Annotated in this window: 14 protein-coding genes; 8 read left to right on the forward strand and 6 right to left on the reverse strand. The window is 63.6% G+C overall.

Annotated features, from left to right (window positions below):
• Window positions 1–121: 121 nt before the first annotated feature.
• The 3 genes from DV027_RS10965 to DV027_RS10975 all read right to left on the reverse strand — a co-directional run bounded on the left by DV027_RS10965 (window position 122) and on the right by DV027_RS10975 (window position 4,892).
• Complete coding sequence (locus tag DV027_RS10965; protein WP_130731841.1) at window positions 122–2,608, reverse strand: TonB-dependent receptor; 2,487 nt, start codon at window positions 2,606–2,608, stop codon at window positions 122–124.
• A gap of 114 nt (window positions 2,609–2,722) precedes the next feature.
• Window positions 2,723–3,979 (reverse strand): MFS transporter, encoded by a 1,257-nt coding sequence (locus DV027_RS10970; protein WP_130731842.1) that lies wholly within the window; start codon window positions 3,977–3,979, stop codon window positions 2,723–2,725.
• 1 nt (window position 3,980) lies between these two features.
• Window positions 3,981–4,892: a LysR family transcriptional regulator gene (locus DV027_RS10975; RefSeq protein ID WP_130731843.1), complete on the reverse strand. Its 912-nt coding sequence runs from the start codon at window positions 4,890–4,892 to the stop codon at window positions 3,981–3,983.
• A 116-nt stretch (window positions 4,893–5,008) separates the two neighbouring features.
• On the opposite strand from DV027_RS10975, the gene ggt reads away from it, so the two are divergent.
• Complete coding sequence (gene ggt, locus DV027_RS10980) at window positions 5,009–6,760, forward strand: gamma-glutamyltransferase (RefSeq protein WP_130731844.1); 1,752 nt, start codon at window positions 5,009–5,011, stop codon at window positions 6,758–6,760.
• Between the two features lie 149 nt (window positions 6,761–6,909).
• Here the strand turns inward: ggt and DV027_RS10985 are convergent, their stop codons facing one another.
• Window positions 6,910–8,004, reverse strand: coding sequence for a cobalt-precorrin-5B (C(1))-methyltransferase (locus DV027_RS10985; RefSeq protein ID WP_130731866.1), 1,095 nt, complete (start codon window positions 8,002–8,004; stop codon window positions 6,910–6,912).
• A 67-nt stretch (window positions 8,005–8,071) separates the two neighbouring features.
• Between DV027_RS10985 and DV027_RS10990 the strand changes: the two genes are divergently transcribed.
• The 7 genes from DV027_RS10990 (at window position 8,072) to DV027_RS11015 (ending at window position 16,564) form a co-directional block, all read left to right on the forward strand.
• Entirely contained in the window at window positions 8,072–9,400 is a 1,329-nt protein-coding gene (locus DV027_RS10990; RefSeq protein ID WP_242621854.1) for a cobyrinic acid a,c-diamide synthase CobB, read from the forward strand.
• 72 nt (window positions 9,401–9,472) lie between these two features.
• Window positions 9,473–9,751, forward strand: coding sequence for a DUF6881 domain-containing protein (locus DV027_RS18120; RefSeq protein WP_342633713.1), 279 nt, complete (start codon window positions 9,473–9,475; stop codon window positions 9,749–9,751).
• A gap of 161 nt (window positions 9,752–9,912) precedes the next feature.
• The gene (locus DV027_RS10995; protein ID WP_130731845.1) at window positions 9,913–10,161 is read left to right on the forward strand and encodes a FeoA family protein; all 249 of its coding nucleotides are present in this window, start codon (window positions 9,913–9,915) and stop codon (window positions 10,159–10,161) included.
• Window positions 10,158–11,993, forward strand: a complete 1,836-nt coding sequence (gene feoB / locus DV027_RS11000) for a ferrous iron transport protein B (RefSeq protein ID WP_130731846.1) — start codon at window positions 10,158–10,160, stop codon at window positions 11,991–11,993. Before DV027_RS10995 ends, feoB begins: the two co-directional genes overlap by 4 nt.
• Window positions 11,993–12,244: a DUF6587 family protein gene (locus DV027_RS11005; protein WP_130731847.1), complete on the forward strand. Its 252-nt coding sequence runs from the start codon at window positions 11,993–11,995 to the stop codon at window positions 12,242–12,244. Before feoB ends, DV027_RS11005 begins: the two co-directional genes overlap by 1 nt.
• Window positions 12,245–12,551: 307 nt before the next feature.
• Complete coding sequence (locus DV027_RS11010) at window positions 12,552–14,777, forward strand: EAL domain-containing protein (RefSeq protein WP_130731848.1); 2,226 nt, start codon at window positions 12,552–12,554, stop codon at window positions 14,775–14,777.
• 50 nt (window positions 14,778–14,827) lie between these two features.
• Window positions 14,828–16,564, forward strand: a complete 1,737-nt coding sequence (locus DV027_RS11015; protein ID WP_130731849.1) for a putative bifunctional diguanylate cyclase/phosphodiesterase — start codon at window positions 14,828–14,830, stop codon at window positions 16,562–16,564.
• Between the two features lie 44 nt (window positions 16,565–16,608).
• Here the strand turns inward: DV027_RS11015 and DV027_RS11020 are convergent, their stop codons facing one another.
• Together DV027_RS11020 and lpdA are read right to left on the reverse strand one after the other, a co-directional pair.
• The gene (locus DV027_RS11020) at window positions 16,609–16,815 is read right to left on the reverse strand and encodes a hypothetical protein (RefSeq protein WP_130731850.1); all 207 of its coding nucleotides are present in this window, start codon (window positions 16,813–16,815) and stop codon (window positions 16,609–16,611) included.
• Window positions 16,787–18,514, reverse strand: a complete 1,728-nt coding sequence (gene lpdA / locus DV027_RS11025; protein WP_130731851.1) for a dihydrolipoyl dehydrogenase — start codon at window positions 18,512–18,514, stop codon at window positions 16,787–16,789. Before lpdA ends, DV027_RS11020 begins: the two co-directional genes overlap by 29 nt.
• Window positions 18,515–18,518: the final 4 nt, after the last annotated feature.

An 18,518-nucleotide genomic window follows, 5' to 3' on the forward strand; every position in this document is an offset into this window, starting at 1 on the left:
ACCTTAAAGACTTCTTGAAAACAACTCGTCGATAAAAAACAAAAGTTTTGGGGTGCCGCCTTTTTTCAAAAAGGCGGCATCCTTGCGGCCCGACAATGGCAGGCAGGTGCGCCTGCGCCCGTCAGAATGAGGTCGAGACCGTGCCGATCATGGAGAAATTCGCCATCGGGTAATAAAGCGGCGATCCACCGCCCGCGATGCGGTTTCCATTCAGGCCATAGGTCGGATGCGCATTGGTGGAAAAGCTGTAGACGCCAGCCGCCTTGTACGTGCCCGTAAGGTTGGTGAAGTTCAGCTGGAAGGTCGGGGACTGCGCGCGCCAGATCTTGGGGAAATGATAGCCCAGCGACAGCGTATCCGTATAATAGTGGTTCATGTATTCATCGTTCATGAAGGTCGAATACTGCCTGCCGGTATAATGCACGCTGACATTCATGAAGAACGGCCCTTCATTATAGGTCGTCCCGAGGCTGAACATGACCTTTGGCGTCATCACAGGGGTATTGCCCTTGGTGCGCAGGTAGTCCATCTGGCCATTTTCCGCGGCGGCGGGCAGGTTGTTGTCCATGGTCGCATGCAGGTATTCAAACGATACATAAGGCCGGAACCGGTGCAGCAGCGGGCGCGTGGACAGCATCAGGTCAACGCCGCGAATGGTCTCGCCACCGGCATTGACGGTTTCACTGACGGCATCATTGTTTGATGTATAGGTGTTCAGGGTCAGCAGGCGGTTGGTGATATTGAAGTTGTACACGCTCACATCCGCGATCAGGGATTTGCCTGAATAGCGGTACCCGAGTTCTTCCTTGATGGAATACTGCGGCTTCACGTTCGCGCCAGACGTGGTCATGGCGCCTGTTGTCAGGCTGTAGCGCGTCACCAGCCCTTCGGGGGAAGGCGCGCGGAAATCGCCTTCCGCATTGATATAGACCTGGTGGCGCCGCGAGATGTTCCACGACCATGAAAAACGCGGCATGGGCGAGACAAAATGGCTCGTCATCCTGCTGTTTGCGCCCGGCAGGTTGCTCTGCCCGGTCAGTTCCTCGGTAAAGATCTTGAAGCCCGCGGTCACGGACATCTTGTGGTTGAGGAAATACTGCGTGTCTTCCACAAAGCCGGTATGCGAACGATAGGTGCCCACGTAATTCGTGGCGTAATAGATCGAACCATTCGCCAGGCGGTAATAGGAGGCGACATCGTTATCCGCGTACTGCCCCTCATTCGTCTGGTTCATGCGCTGGACGGGGGTCCTGAGCGAATAGGCGCTCTGCTCGTACCAGTAGCCCGCCTGCCCCTCGTTGTTCCTCAGGTGCCAGTGCAGGCTGCTCACCACCCCGCCCTGCTGGTTGAGGGAGATGGCCGGCTCGGACACGTCCTGATAGGCGGACGTGACCTTGCCATTGCCGTCAAGATCGACCGCAACACTCTCCGAGCCAGAATAGGTATGGCCTTCGCGCAGGCGGGCGGCCGTGTTTTCCGTAAAGGCGGAACGCTCGTAATACGGCACGATGCTGAGCGAGAGCTGATGGGTCAGCCCGACCTTGACCGGCAGCGAGGCATAGAAGGTGTCCTTGTCATTGGCATGGACGCCATAATAGCTCGAGGGTGAAGTCGGGATGGGGCCGGCATCGTAGTTGAGCGGGATGCTTGGCTTGCCTCCGTCCATGTCCGCCTTCAGGTTCGCCATGGTGGGATAGCGGTTCTGAAAGTTATGGGAATGGTTATAGCCAAGGAAGAAGTCGATGGAGGTGTTTTCCCCGAACTTCTTCTGCAGCCGGTAGTCAAGATGCTTGCGGTCGCTGATGCCCGAGCCGCGCCACGGCTCCGCACGGGTATGGGAAAGCGAGATGTAGCTGGTCACGCCGGAATGCCCGATCTCGCCCGAATCAACGCGCAGGAACTCGCGTGAGGTATCAAACGACCCGTAGCTGCCCGAAATCATGCCGCCGAACTTCTGCGATGGCGCGCGCGTGGTCACCTCGAGCGAACCGGCGGCAGCCGAGTTGAGCGGGGCGCCAACGGACGTCGAGCCGGGCGCCATCGATTCGGCGGCGATATTGTTGCTGTCCACGTAGTTCTGGATGAAGCCGGTGGCCGAGGAGGTCGAGCCATTGGCAATCGGCATGCCGTTGACGAGCACGCCGATGTCATTGTCGTTCAGGCCACGGCTGCTGATCGCTCCCCCATCGATGCCACTGGGATCGGAAGAGGATACGTTGACGCTGGGCAGGTTGCGGATCAGGTCGAGCGGCGCGCTTGTCGGGCTCTGCATCGCGATATAGTCCTGCGTTACCGTCTGGACCGCGTGCGCTGCCGTTTCCCTGCGCATCATGCCGCCACCGGGCGCGTTATTGCGCCGGGCGATGACATCGATGCTCTCGGGCCGGCCCGTAGCCGCCGTGGCGCCAGACGGCGCGGGTGCCGCCTTCTTCGCCACGCCGGCGGACGATGGAGGCATGGCCGTGGCCACCTGCCGCGCGCAGGCGGTATCCACAATGCCCAACCCGCCAAGGACCGTTGCCATGACCAGGCAGTTCTTTCCGCTCCACTGGGCGCGCCCCGACACGGGCCGGGTGGCATTCACAGGGAAGAACACATGAAACGACATGGGCAACGTTATCCTAGCAGGGCATCAACATTGCAGTATCGTTTCAAATACAGGCACGATGATAAAGAACACCTGAATGGGGAAATTATCAACCTGTCGTTGATAGTCCCGCCCTCATGCCGTCGCGCCCCGCCTGAAAAGACGCGCCGACAACAACAGCGAAGCCAGCGCCAGCATGGCCAGCCCCGCGACATAGAGCATGGGAATGCTCTCCAGGCCCGTATGCGCAATCAGGGCGGCATTGACCAGTGGTGCAAGGCTGCCGAACACCACCACGCCGGATGAATACCCGATCGCCAGGCCCCGCCCCCGGTTCCCGCGCGGAAACAGCAGGCTGATGAACCCATCAAGGGCCGCAAAATACATCAGGGCCGCCATATTGAAAACCAGCGGCATCGCCAGCAATGCGTATGAATGACGGTGCAGGACCGCAAAGGCCAGCCATGGCAGGATCATCATGATGACGCAGCCCAGCGCAAGGGGGCGTATGTCATGGGTGCGGTCGAAATAGGCGGCGAGCTTCCACCGCACGGGCGTCAACAGCAGTTGCACCGCATACGTGACAAGACTCGCCAGATAGACCGTATGGGTCGCGATATGGAAATGGTGCCGCGCGTAGTACGGCATGTAGATCCCGAGATAGGTGATCCCGCTGCCAAGGGAAATCATGCCCGCGACCAGCATGGTGCGGATGAGCGTGCCGGGTTCGACAAACGGGAGCGCCATGGCCGGCGGCGCAAGGGAGCGCAGGGAGAACAGCCGCCTGCGCAGCACCAGCCCGCCTATTCCCGCACAGACACCCCCCAGGGTCGCGATGCGGAAGCCATAGCCGTCAAACGCAGGCGGCGGCAGGACCACGCTGAGGGCCAGCGCCATCGCGGCGGCAAGGAAAGAGGCAAGGATCTGCCCGATGGGCTGCCAGCTTGCCGCGCGGGCTTCATGATGGGGCGAATTCTCGATCAGGCAGGACGTGGCGCTGCTGAACTCCCCCCCGAGGGAGAAGCCGTGCAGAAGCCGCGCGCCAATGATGGCGGCAGGCGCCAGCACGCCAATCGTGTCATAACCCGGGGTCAGGGCCAGCAGGAGGCTGCCCAGCGTCATGAGCCGGATGCACAGGATCATGGTCGGCAGCCGCCCCCTGCGGTCGGCATAGGTGCCCAGAACCACCGCCCCGAGCGGGCGGCCGATCATGGTCAGGCCAAAGGTGGCCAGCACCAGCGCCAGCGGGGAAAAGGCCAGCCCGGCCGGAAAGAATGTCTGGGCGATGGAACCCGAAAAATAGGCGTATATGACGAAATCGTAATATTCGATCACGCTTCCAATGACGCATGCACAGGTGAGCAGCCTGCGATCAGGGGCACAAGCAGCCATTTCAGGACGTGGAGGTGCCAAGATTGCGGATCAGGAAGTCAATGAACGAACGCAGCGTGGGGGCATTGTACCGCTCCTTGTGGTACAGCAGGTAGATGGGCCGCGAAGGCAGCGCATATTCAGGCAGCAGCGCCTGGAGCTGGCCATTATGCAGGTCGGCCTGGACCATGTCCTCGGGCAGCATGGCCACGCCCAGCCCCGCGAGCGTGGCGCGGTGCATGGCCTGCGTGTTGTTGAACAGCATCCGGCGCTTCATGGGCACGATCACCTGCCCCTCCGCGCCCTCGAGCCGCCATTCGCGCTGGCCCCATGCCTGCGGGGATGTGGTGGAATAGGCGAAGGCCAGCCCGTCATGCGTGGCAAGCTGGTGAGGGTCCACGATCTCCTCGTGGCAGGCGACATAGGCGGGTGCGGCGCACAGGGTCATGCGATAATCCCCCAGCCTGCGGCAGATCAGCGATGAAGGCTCCAGGTTGCCCAGCCTGATGGCCACGTCGAATTTGTCGCGTGTCAGGTCCATGGCGCGCGCGCTCAGCACCACCTCGATATCCACCGCCGGGTGCCGCGCCAGGTAGCGGGCAATGCACGGCGTTACACTTTCAATGCCATAGGTAATGGGGGTTGTTATGCGCAGCGTGCCCGCCGGGCTGTCCTGCGCGGCCTGCGCCAGTTCCTTCGTTTCATCCACAAGGCGCAGGATCTCCTTGCATTTTTCAAAATAAAGGGCGCCAAACGGGGTCAGGCTCTGCCGTCGGGTGGTGCGCCGCAGCAGGGTGCTGCCCAGTTCCTCTTCCAGCACGCGCACGTAATTCCCCACCATTGTGGAGGAAATGCCGCACCGGTCGGCCGCAGCTGTCATGCTGCCGGTTTCAACGACTGCGACGAAGATGGTGATAGCCTGGAAAACATTCATTATAAACCACGATTTGATAATCTTCTGATCGTAAGCGCATTTATCAGCCTACGTGAAGTTCGTATCGGTAAAGCGACGATATTTTGGTTCAGAGTATGAAAGTTGCTGATTCCAATATGCAAGCATCTGCCCCCAACCCGCTTCCTTCCTTCCGTTCACGCAAGAAGCGCCTCGCCGCGGGCGCGGTGGGCACGCTCATGCTGATTTTTGGCTCAGCGACGATGGGCCAGGCACAGGAGACGGACAGCGCCACCACGGCGCGCCACTTCATGGTGGCAACGGCCAACCCGCTGGCATCGCAGGCGGCCTCAAACGTGCTGGCGCAGGGCGGCAACGCGGTCGATGCCGCCATTGCGGGGCAGATGGTCCTGGCCGTGGTCGAGCCGCAGGCCTCGGGGCTCGGCGGCGGTTCCGCCATCATGTACTGGGACAAGGCACAGAAGAAACTTGCCTTTTATGATGGCCTGGCCAGCGCCCCGGCCAGCGTGCCGCAGGATTACGCGCATGACGCGGCCGGAAAGCACCTCCCGCCCGAGGCGCTGGCGCGCAGCGGCCGCGTGGTGGCGGTTCCGGGCACGCTGCGCACGCTGGCGCTGCTGCATGCGCGTTCTGGCAAGATGCCGTGGGCGAGCCTGTTCACCGATGCCATCAGGCTGGCCCGCAACGGCTTTCCCCTGCCCGGCTACCTGCACCTTGTGCTGACCGAACGGCCCGAACTGGCGCATGTTCCGGCACTGGCGCAGTATTTTGATGAGACGGGGCACCCCCTGCCCCTGGCCACCACGGTGCATAACGAACCCCTGGCGCAGACACTCGAGCATGTCGCGCATGAAGGCGCGGAGTATCTCTATAAACCCGCCTTCGCCCGCAAGATCGAAACAGCCGTCGCCACCGGGCCCTATCCCGGCACGATCGTGCCCGCGGACCTTGCCGCCTACCGGGTGCGCGAACGCGCACCGCTATGCATCACCGCGTTTAAACGCCGGATCTGTTCGGCAGCGCCGCCGGTGGCCGGTGGCCTGTCGGTGCTGCAGCAGCTGGCCATTCTGGACCGGCTGGATATTGGCCGTTACGCGCCCGGCAGCGTGCAGGCGGCGCACCTGCTGCTCGAGGCCTCGCGGCTGGCGGAAGCCGACCGCCGCAAATACGCGGCTGACCCCGATTTCGTGCCGGTGGCAACAGCCCAGCTGCTTGATTCTGCCTATCTGGACAGCCGGGCCGCCCTTGTTTCCGACAGCACCGCGATGGAGAAGGTCACGCCCGGCGCGCTGGCGCAGCATGCCTTCATGCATCCTGCTTCCGATGCGATGACGGTCCCGGCCACCACGCATCTCGCCATACGTGACAGCAAGGGCAATGCGGTGTCCTTCACCACCACCATCAACCTGAATTTCGGGGCGGATATTGTTGTTGATGGCGTGGTGCTCAATAACGCCATCACCAATTTCGCCACCCTGCCGGTGGTGAATGGCCAGCCCGTGGCCAATATAGCGGCACCGGGCAAGCGCCCGATCACCACCATGGCCCCCACCATCGTATTCGGCAAGGACGGCCAGCCAGAGGTCATTATTGGCGCGGGCGGCGGGGCCCGCATCATTGATTCGGTGGTGCAGACGCTGGTGGGCTACCTGGCCTGGGGGCAGAACATCCGCACCGCCATCGAGCAGCCCCGCATCGGGGCACAGAACCACAACCAGGAGCTTGAACGCGGCACCAAGGCCGCGGCACTGGAGCCAGAGCTGCGCAAGATGGGCCATAAACCCAAGATTGCGGTCATGAATGCGGCGGTTCAGGCCATTACGGTCGGACCGGACGGCCTGCAGGGCTGGGGCGACCCGCATCGTGATGGCGTGGCGATGGGCCAGTAATGCCGGGCCTGCCGGGGTCTCCATTGATGGCGCCAGCCAGCACCCATAACCCGCAGCCCGCCTGAAGGCCCTTCACGGCCGCGCCATGCGGGCCTTCGGAAAACGCCACCTTTTTAAAAAACAGGGCGGCACCCGGCAGCCTTCATGCTTCATCCGCCAGCAACCGGGTGCGGGCCATGCCGGGCCACCAGCGTGCCCGCACGGTCGAACAGCAGCACATCCAGCATGCATGGCGTGCCTGCCAACACGTCACACGCCGTCTGCCAGGCTCCTCGTGCGACTGCCGCGCCAAGCGGGTGGCCCGCCCCGGCGGCCTGCGCGAAGGCGGAGGCAACCGAATGGGCCTGCGCAATGGCCGCCGCCAGCGCATCGGGCGCGCCAATGCCGCGCGCCAGTTCCGCCAGGCGGGTCATGTCCGCCTGCCCCCGGCGGGAATGCAGGTCAAGGAACCCCTGCGCCAGCTTGGTCATCTTGGCCACGCCACCACCAATGGTGATGCGCGGCACGGGATGGCGGCGCAGGTATTTGAGCAGGCCACCGGCAAAATCGCCCATCTCCAGCATGGCTTCCTCCGGCAGGGCGTACAGCGCGCGGGTGGCGCGTTCCGACACATCGCCCGTGCAGCCCGCCACATGCGGCAGGCCCAGCGCGCGCGCCACGTCCACGCCACGATGGATGCTGTCGATCCACGCAGCGCAGGAAAACGGCACCACGATCCCCGTCGTGCCCAGAACGGACAGGCCACCCACAATGCCCAGCCGGCCATTAAGCGTATGCCGCGCCATTTCCGCACCACCCTCAATCGAGATGGTCACCTCCGCATCGGGCACGCGCCCGTCCGCGCCGGTCAGGGCAGTGCGGATCATGCGCCGGGGCACGGGGTTTATGGCAGGCTCGCCGGGCGGTATGGGCAGGCCGGGCAGGGTCACGGTACCCACGCCCGGCCCCGCGCGGAACACCACGCCGCTGCCCGGCGGGCCACGGCGCACATCCGCGCGCACATGCGCACCGTGGGTGACATCAGGGTCGTCGCCCGCATCCTTCACCACCTCCGCCCAGGCGCTGCCAGGACCATGACCATGGGCGGCCAGCGCAAAGGCCACCTCCTGCCCGCCGGGCAGCGTGATGGTGACCGGGTCGGGAAAGCCCTGCCCGCGCAAGGCTGCCCACGCGGCCTTTGCTGCGGCAGTGGCGCAACTGCCGGTCGTCCACCCCCGGCGCAGGATGGTATGGGTACGCTCCATCGGGATGACCTTCTCGTCCAACAGGGGTAAGGGTGGCATCGCTCGCCACGCTTTAGCAGGAACGGACATGATGACACGAGGGCTGATGATCGCCGCCCCCCGCTCGGGCGGGGGCAAGACCACGCTCACACTTGCCCTGCTGGCCGCCCTGCGCCGCAGGGGCGTTGCCGTGCGCGGCGCCAAGACCGGGCCGGATTACATCGACCCCGCCTTCCATGAAGCCCTGACCGGGCGCACCAGCCTCAACCTTGATAGCTGGGCCATGCCCCCGCACCTGCTCGATGGCGTAATGGCACAGGCGCAGGCAGGCTGTGACGTGCTGGTAACCGAGGCCTCGATGGGCCTGTTCGACGGGTTGATGGAACCTGCGGGCGCACGCGGGGCACCAGCCGACATCGCGGCCCGCTACGGCCTGCCCGTGCTGCTGGTGCTCGACATTTCAGGCCAGGGCCAGTCCGCCGCCGCCACTGCTCTGGGCTTTGCCACGCTGGACCCGGCGGTAAAGATTGCGGGCGTGATCCTCAACCGCGTGGGCTCGCCCCGCCATGCCGCCATGGCAACACAGGCCATGCAAGCCATCGGCCTGCCGGTGCTGGGCGCCTTCGGGCGCGAGGCGCAGCTTGAACTGCCCGAGCGCCATCTGGGGCTGGTGCAGGCCCGCGAGCATGGCGGGCTCGACGCCCTGGCCGAACGGTTGGCCACGCAGGCCGAACGCGACCTTGACCTTGACGCCATCCTGGCCTGCGCGGCAGCCCCCCGCCTGCCCGCGCCCGCCAGCAGCCCGTGCGCCCTGCCGCCCCCGGGGCAGCGCATTGCGGTGGCGGATGATGCGGCGTTCTCGTTCCTGTATGCCCACATCATTGCAGGCTGGCGGCAGGCGGGGGCGGAACTGCACCCGTTCTCGCCCCTTGCCGATGAAGGTCCGGGCGAAGACTGCGATGCCTGCTGGCTGCCCGGCGGCTACCCTGAGCTGCATGCGGGCCGCCTTGCCGCAGCCAGCCATTTCCGCACGTCACTGGCCCGTTTCGCCCGCACCCGGCCCGTGCATGGGGAATGCGGGGGCTTCATGGTGCTGGGCGAGAGCCTGACCGACAAGGCGGGCGAGACCCACCGCATGACCGGCCTGCTCGGCCATGCCACGTCCTTTGCCACACGCCGCATGAACCTTGGCTACCGCAGCGCCACCTTGCGCGAAGGCTGCGCCATAGGCCCTGCGGGCGCCGTGCTGCGCGGGCATGAATTCCACTATGCCACGGTCACCGACCCCGGCCTCGATGCGCCACTGGCTGACATGACCGATGGCTATGGCGCGGACCGGGGCACCGGCGGGGCACGGCGGGGGCATGTTTCGGGCACGTTCTTCCATGTGCTGTCCACGCTTGGAAATGCAGCCTGAACGCGAGGCAATCTGTTCCGAACCTTTTTGAAAAAGGCGGCATCAGAAACTTTTTCATGTTGGATATTTAAATTGTTTTATCTCAAGTGTTTATGGAAACACGACTTTGGCTCCGAGCAACCAAATCTCATTTATTGCGAGTTTGATGGCGCAAGAACCGAACTGAGAAAAATCGAACTGTATGAAAATGGCCAGTGCGGCGTGGCGACAGAAACATTCTCGACCGGTAATACCCACCTCGCCGATATTGCCATCCCCCCGCTTGAAGGGATCAATGCGGACCCCCAGTTTGAAGCCCGTGACATAACCGCGGCGGAATTCGAGGCGGCATGGCAGGCGTGCCAGCCCTGACGCGGCATGCACGCATCGCAGCACCCCACCCAACCCCTGCACTGCCAACATATCGGTACCAGCGATAACGCAGGCATCGGGGCAAACGTGATGGACAATATTCCCGGCAGTATTTAATAATAATTATTACTTACTTTTACCATCCGGATTGTCCCTGTCTTATGCGACTGAATGACCTGCCACGCGGAACCGACGCCGTGATCGACAGCGTTGATGATAACGGCAGCCCCGACCCGGTGGCCCAGCGCCTGCGCGAGCTGGGCTTCGTGCCGGGCGAGGCCGTGCGCATCGTGGCGACCGCACCGCTGGGCGGCGACCCGCTGGCCGTGCGCATCGGCTTCACCCGCTTTGCCCTGCGCCGCACCGAGGCGCAGCGCGTGTGCGTGCATGTGGCGAAAGCGGCGGCATGACCCCGCTCAACATAGCCCTGGTCGGCAACCCGAACTGCGGCAAGACCGCCCTGTTCAACCTGCTGACCGGCAGCAGGCAGAAAGTGGCCAATTACGCCGGCGCCACCGTGGAGCGCAAGGAAGGCTGGTTCACAACACCCGCGGGCCGCAGCGTGCGGCTGCTCGACCTGCCCGGCGCCTACAGCCTCAACGCCACCAGCCCTGACGAGGCAGTGACGCGTGATGTCTGCGCAGGCACCTATCGCGGCGAGGCGGCGCCCGACCTGCTGGTGTGCGTGGCCGATGCCACCAACCTGCGCCTGCACCTGCGCTTCGTGCTGGAAATGCGCAGCCTTGGCCGCCCCGTGGTGCTGGCGCTGAACATGATCGACGCAGCCCAGCGCAGCGGCATGGAGATCGACCTGCCGCGCCTGCAGGCGGAGCTGGGCATGCCCGTCGTGCCCACGGTGGGCATAAAGCGCAATGGCGCGCGCGACCTGCTGGCCCGGCTCGATGGCGTGCCGCCACCCGTGCCCACGCCCCTGGCGCCGGGCACCGACCTGCACGCCATGGTGCGCCAGATCCTGGCGGACTGCGTAACCCACGCCACCCCCCTGTCGGACCGGATGGAGGAGCGGCTCGACCGCTGGGTGCTGCACCCGGTGTGGGGGCCGGTGATCCTGCTCGTGCTGCTGTTCCTCATGTTCCAGGCGGTGTTCGCCTGGGCGCAGCCGCTCATGGATGGCATCGACGCGGGCATGGGGCTGCTGGGCGAGCAGGTGGGCCGCATTATGCCCGATGGCGTTCTGCGCAGCCTGATCGTGGATGGCGTGATCGCAGGTGCTGGCAGCGTGGTGACGTTCCTGCCGCAGATCCTGATCCTGTTCGCGTGGATCCTTGCCCTTGAGGAGTCAGGCTACCTGCCGCGCGCCGCCTTCCTGCTCGACCGGCTGATGTCGGTTGCGGGTCTGAGCGGGCGCTCGTTCATTCCGCTGCTGTCCAGCTTTGCCTGCGCGGTGCCGGGCATCATGGCCACCCGCACCATCCAGAACCCGCGCGACCGGCTGGTGACCATTCTCGTCGCCCCGCTCATGACCTGCTCGGCCCGGCTGCCAATCTATACGCTGCTGATCGGGGCGTTCATTCCGCACCGCAACGTGGCGGGCTTCATGAACCTGCAGGGGCTGGTGCTGTTCGGGCTGTACGCGCTGGGCATCATCTCGGCGCTGGTGGTGGCGCGCGTCATGCGCTGGCGCAACCCCGACCAGCGCGAAGCCACCCTGCTGATGGAACTGCCCGCCTACCGCCTGCCCAACCCGCGCGACCTGGCGCTGGGGCTGTGGGAGCGCGCGCGCATCTTCCTCATGCGCGTGGGCACCACCATCGTCTCGCTGACGGTGCTGCTGTGGGGGCTGTCCAGCTTTCCCAAGCCGCCCGCGGGCGCCGTGGGCCCCGCCATCGACTGGAGCCTCGCCGGGCGCATCGGGCACATCATGCTGCCCGTCTTCGCGCCGCTGGGCTTCAACTGGCAGATCTGTGTCGCCCTCATTCCCGGCCTTGCCGCGCGTGAGGTGGCGGTGGGCGCGCTGGCCACGGTCTATTCGCTCGGCTCGGGAACCGATACCGACCAGGCGGCCCTCCAGCTTGGCGGCATGCTGCCCACGCACTGGAGCCTGCCCACAGCACTTTCGCTGCTGGCATGGTACGTCTATGCGCCGCAATGCGTGGCGACGCTTGCGGTCATCCGGCGCGAGACCGGCTCATGGCGCGTGGTGGCGCTGACGGCGGGCTACCTGTTCGGCCTGGCCTACGCGGCGGCCTTCCTGACCTATCACATCGCGCGGATGCTCTGATGCACGTGCCGCAATGGCTGCAGGTACTGGTGGCGGCAATGCTGGTCATGGCGTGTGCCGCCTACTGGCTGGGGCGGCTGTTCCCCCGGCTGGGGCAGAAGGGCTGGCAGGCCACGGCCGGGATGCTGGGCCGCCTCCATGCGCCCGAGGCGCTGATACGCCACGCGCAGGCCAGGAGCCGCCCGCGCCGCAAGGGCGGATGTGGCGGCTGTTCAGGCTGCGAAGGCGGGAACTGCGGCCCGAAAAGCTGACATGCGTGGAATAGGGCAATTTTGCGTGCGCGATGCGATGGATCAACCGCGCCGTGAATGCTATATGGACCTTTCAGTTTCATACGGAAATTATTAAAGACGGCCTTAATTCATATCAATGTGGTATAATGATTATCTTGAATAATATATAATATGCTCATCACCATCCTATGATATTCCTGCGGCCGCCATGCATCGTCCCCGCCCGGGCGATGGTGCGGCCCGCGCGGGCATTTCAGGCCGCCTTATACCCCTGCTGCAACCGCCTGCCGGTCGTTGCCCCTTGTCCCTTTTGCGAGGTAATTCAATGTCAAAGCCTAACCTGAGCGCTGAAGTCCTGATTTCGGCACTGGAGCAGGCCATAGACGCAACCGTGATTATTGATGACAGGAACGAGGTCATCTTCTTCAATCAGGCGGCGTCGAACCTGTGGGGCCTCGACAAGAAGGACGTGCTGGGCAGGAACGTGAACGTGCTGGTGCCCACACTGCATCAGGCCGGGCATGACGCCTTTGTCGAGCGCAGCCGGGGCAGCGAACACAACCGCATTGTCGGCACCTCGCGCGAGGTGGAGTTCACCCGCTCGGATGGGGAATATATCTGCGGCGAGCTTTCGCTGTCCAAGGTCGTGACCGATGACGGGCGCATCTTCTTCATGGGCGTGATGAAGAATGTCACCACCGAAAGCCAGCAGCGCAAGATCCTGATCCTGCAGAACGACGTGTTGCAGGCGCTTGCCAGCGACATGATGATCCAGGACGTGGCCGACCTTCTGTGCCGCCGGGTGGAAAGCTTCGTGCCCGGCACGGTGGCCGTGCTCATGCTCATTACGCCAGACGGGCAGCTGCGCGTCCTGTCCAGCCCCACCCTGCCCAAGCGCTACCGCGCCTCGCTCGAGAGCCTGTATGTCTCGTCATCCGAACTCGAGAAGCTGCGCGTCGACCCCATGCATGCCACCCGCATGGTATGGGACAGCTACCGCTCGCTCGGCATCTCGCTGGGGCTGCAGCAGTGCTTCTGCACGCCCGTCAGCACGCGCTCGGGACAGGTCAAGGGCATTTTCGCGCTCTATGCGCGTGAAGACCAGGGCCGCAACACGTGGCCGCAGCGCATTGTTGATTCGTGCATTCCCTTCTGCGCGCTGGCCTTTGAGCAGAACGCCACGCAGGAGCATATCTCCCACCTTGCCAATTTTGACAGCCTGACCGGGCTGCTCAACCGCTCCTCGGTGCACAAGGTGATCGAGGGCATGATCAGCAAGCAGGATGGCAACCGACAGTTCGCCATCTTCATGCTCGATATCGACCGTTTCCGCGATATCAACGATGCGCTTGGCCATGTCTATGCCGACCAGTTCCTGGTTGAGATCGCAGGGCGCATCCGCTCCATCGCCAAGGAGGATTACGTGCTCAGCCGCTCCGGCGGCGATGAATTCGTGGTGGTGGTGCCCAACTGCCCGCACAAGGAAGCCACGGCCTTTGCCAAGCACCTGCTCGCCACCATGACCCTGCCCATGCAGATCGGCCAGAACACGCTGACCATCTCATGCTCGATCGGCATCAGCACCTACCCCGATAACGGGCCGGACAGCGAATCCCTGCTCAGCACCGCCGATGTGGCGCTGCGCCAGGCGAAGGAAGACGGGCGCGGCATCTTCCGCTTCGCCAACCTGGAAAAGAACCAGGTGGCGCAGGACCGGCTGGTGCTGGGCTCGGCGCTGCGTGATTCGCTGGCCAAGGGCATGCTCAACCTGCACTACCAGCCGCAGGTGCGCACCCATACGCTTGAACTCAGCGGTGTGGAGGCGCTGTCGCGCTGGCACCACCCGCATCTTGGCAACATCTTCCCCTCGCGCTTCATCGCCGTGGCGGAGGAGACCGGCCAGATCGAGGCCATCGGCCGCTGGTCGCTGCTCGAGGCCTGCCGCCAGATCGTGAAGTGGGACCGTGACGGCATCCATGTGCCCACCGTGGCCGTGAACCTGTCCGCCGTGCATTTCCGCAACCGTGCGCTGCCCGAGCATATCGCGGCCCTGCTCAAGAACCATAACCTCAAGCCTTCGCGCCTGACGGTGGAAATTACCGAGAGCGTGATGATGGATAACAGCCGCGACACCGAGGAAGTGCTTCAGTCGATCCGCAACATCGGCTGCGGCCTGTCGATGGATGATTTCGGCACCGGCTACTCCTCGCTCTCGCGCCTGACCCGCCTGCCGCTGACCGAGATCAAGATCGACCGCAGCTTCATCAACGATTTCGAGCATGATACCAACGCCCAGGCCGTGACCATGGCGGTGATCGGCATCGGCTCGCGGCTGGGCATGACGGTGGTGACCGAAGGCGTCGAGACCGAGCAGCAGCGCGACCTGCTGGAACAACTCAATTGCGACGTGATGCAGGGCTACCTGTTCGCCAAGCCGCTCCTCGCACCTGACGACTTCGAGAAGTGGATGCGCCACCACAAGACGATCCGCCAGATGCTGCCCGCCACGCCGGCTGCCAAAAATGTTTCGCCTAAAAAGAAATCATCCTAAATTACCAACCGGTCAATTCAGGTTTTCCGATCCGCATCCGAGGTAACAAAATGTCCGCACCGCATGATAACAGGCTCCGCGCCCTTACACATGAAGATGCCGACTTCTGGGCGGACGTGGTGGATAATGTCCTTATTGTCGCGGTCACGGACCGCAAGGGCATCATTACCTACGTCAATGATAAATTCTGCGAGATCAGCCAGTATTCCCGCGAGGAACTGCTGGGCCATACCCATCGCATCCTGAACTCGGGCGAGCATGGGAAGGCCTTCTTCCGCGAGATGTACCAGACCCTGTTCGCAGGCCGCACCTGGTACGGCAATTTGTGCAACCGTGCGAAGGATGGCAGCCACTACTGGGTGGCCACCACCATCATGCCGCACCGCAATGCCAAGGGCGAGATTACCGGTTTCGTGGCGAGCCGGTTTGAAATCACGGAACTGATGAACACCAAGGTCCGGCTCAAGAAACAGGCCGCGACCGATGTGCTGACCGGGCTGCTCAACCGTGGCGGCTTCAATGCCAGCCTTGTCACCGCACTCGAGAACGCCAAGCGCCCGCACCCCGAGCCGCAGGCGCTGGTCATGTTCGACCTCGACGGGTTCAAGCCGGTCAATGACATCCATGGCCACCATGCGGGCGATGAGGTGCTCAAGGTGATCGGGCGGCGCCTGATCGAGCTGATCGGCCCTGATGATGCGATCAGCCGGCTGGGGGGCGATGAGTTCGCCATCATCCTGCGCCACAGCCTCAAGCTCATGCCGCTCGAAACCATCCTGACCAAGGTGCAGAACCTGCTTGAAGAGCCGATCATGCTGGAAAGTGCCACGGTGCGCATATCCGGCAGCATCGGGGCCACGCCGATCACGGCGGCGGACACGCTTGAGGGCCTGCAGAAAAACGCCGATGTGGCGGTCTATGCCGCCAAGCAGTCAGGCGGCAAGCAGGCGCGCATGTTCACGCCCAGCCTGCACAAGACCACGATGGAACGGGCCAAGATCCTGACCGAGGCCCGCAAGGGCGTGGAACTCAGGCAGTTCGAGGTGTACTACCAGCCCATACTCAACGCGCGCACGGGCCGCATAGAGCAGGCGGAGGCGCTGATGCGCTGGCACCACCCTGACCGGGGCCTGCTTTCCGCCGGGGCGTTTACCGATGTCTTTGCCGACTCGGCCCTGGCCCAGATCATGGAGACGCACCTCGTGCAGTCCTTCCATGACGATATCCAGAAATGGAAGGAAGCAGGCCTGCCAAGCCTGCGGCTGGCGGTCAACCTGTCGCATCTGGACCTGCTCAACCTTGAGCAGCAGATCGACCTGTTCAGCGAGATCCGTGAGCTCAACCTCGAGCCCTCCACCTTCATGCTGGAAGTGACCGAGCAGATGCTGCAGGGGCGGCGGGCGGAGAAAAGCCGCCTGCGCCTGCGCGCCCTGGCGGAAGACGGGTTTGGCCTGGCGATGGACAATTTCGGCTACGGCACGGTGCGCCTGTCCACCCTGCGCGAACTGCCGCTGCAGTCGCTCAAGCTTGACCGCTGCCTCGTGCGCGACATCGCCACCGACGCGGAAGCCCGCAACCTGCTCGCCGCCCTCATCAAGCTCGGCCATGGCTATAACCTGGCGGTCACGGTGGAAGGCGTGGAAACGCAGGAGGAATTCGACACCGTGCGCGCGCTGGGCGTGGATTACGTGCAGGGCTTCTTCATCTCACGCGCGGTTTCCGCCACGGAACTGATCCGCATCACCCAGCGTGATGCTTGGAACCCAGCGAAGACGAAAACGGCCTGAGGCATATCCCCTGCCCTGCCGTTTTTTAGAGGCTGTTTGAAAAGTCAGCCCGGAAAACATCCAGAAATCATAAGGACGTTTTTGGTGAAGCTTTTTTCAAAAAGCTTCGATAGAACGCCGTCTTTTTGAAAAAAGGCGGCACCCAGAAACTTCTTTTTGGCATTCATAAAAAAACCCACCCGGCAACAAGGTTGCCGGGTGGGTTTTTGTTGCGGTGGCAGGTCAGATATGGATGGCGCGCTTGTCCACATCGAGTGCCGCTTCCTTCACCGCCTCGCTCAGCGTGGGGTGGGCGTGGCAGGTGCGGGCAATATCTTCCGACGAGGCGCCAAACTCGATCGCCATGGTGCACTCGGCAATCAGTTCGCCCGCCATCGGGCCGATGATGTGCACGCCAAGCACCTGATCGGTGGTGGCATCGGCCAGAACCTTCACGAACCCGTCGGTCATGCCGATGGCGCGCGCACGGCCATTGGCGGTGAAGGGGAATTTGCCAACCTTGTAGGCAACGCCCTCTTCCTTCAGGGTTTCCTCGGTCTTGCCCACGGTAGCCACTTCCGGCCACGTATAGACCACGGCGGGGATCGCGCCGTAATTCACATGGCCTGCCTGGCCTGCCAGCAGCTCGGCTATGGCAACGCCTTCTTCCTCGGCCTTGTGGGCCAGCATGGGGCCTGCAATCACATCGCCAATGGCATAGATGCCGGGCACGCTGGTGGCGTAATGCGCGTCGGTCACGATGCGGCCGCGCTTGTCGAGTGCGATGCCCGCCTCTTCCAGCCCGAAGCCCTTGCTCGCCGCCGTGCGGCCAATGGCCAGCAGCACCACGTCGGCTTCCAGCGTTTCAGCCGCACCACCCTTGGCAGGCTCCACGGTCAGGGTCACGCCCTTGGGGCCTTTTTCCGCCTTGGTCACCTTGTGGCCCAGCTTCATCTTCAGGCCCTGCTTGGTCAGGATGCGCTGGAAGGTCTTGGCCACCTCGTTATCGGTACCCGGAACCAGACGGTCGAGATATTCGATCACAGTCACATCCGCGCCAAGGCGGTGCCACACGCTGCCCAGCTCAAGGCCGATCACGCCGCCGCCAATCACCACCATCCTTTTGGGAACGGCGGAAAGCTCAAGCGCGCCGGTGGAGGTGACGATCTGCTTTTCATCCACATCCACGCCCGGCAGGCCCGCACTGTCGCTGCCGCTGGCAATGACGATGTGCTTGGCCGTAACCGGCTTGCCATCAACCGTGATGCGGCCCGTGCCTTCAACCTTGCCGGTGCCCTTGAGCCAGGTGACCTTGTTCTTCTTGAACAGGAATTCCACGCCCTTCACGTTCGCATCGACTACGGACTGCTTGCGCGCCATCATCTTCGCCAGATCCAGCTTCACGCTGTCGATGATGATGCCCATCTCGCCGTATTCATCCTTGGCGGCATGGAAGTTCTCGGACTGCTGCAACAGCGCCTTGGACGGGATACAGCCCACATTGAGGCAGGTGCCGCCAAGGGTGGCGCGCTTTTCCACGCACGCGACCTTGAAGCCAAGCTGGGCTGCGCGGATGGCGCACACATACCCGCCGGGCCCTGCGCCGATCACGATCACGTCGTAATCCGTCTCGGATGGCGCCTCGACCGCGGGCTTGGGAGCGGCAGCCGGGGTGGGTGTGGCAGCCTGCGCAGGCTTTGCGGCAGCAGCCGGAGCCGCCTTGGCGCCGCCAGCGCCCGGCGTAAGGGTGGTCAGCACGGTGCCGACCTCGACCTCGTCGCCTTCATTGACGGCATGCGCGCCCAGCACGCCCGCCTGCGGGGCAGGCACTTCCACGCTGACCTTGTCGGTTTCCAGTTCGGCGATCGGGTCATCGGCATTGACCGCATCACCGGGCTGCCTGAGCCATTTGGCGACCGTGGCCGTGGTCACGCTCTCGCCCAGCGTGGGCACCTTGATATCGATTGTCATGTCT

The sequence above is a fragment of the Komagataeibacter xylinus genome, assembly GCF_004302915.1.
GTDB classification, from domain to species: Bacteria; Pseudomonadota; Alphaproteobacteria; order Acetobacterales; family Acetobacteraceae; genus Komagataeibacter; species Komagataeibacter xylinus_C.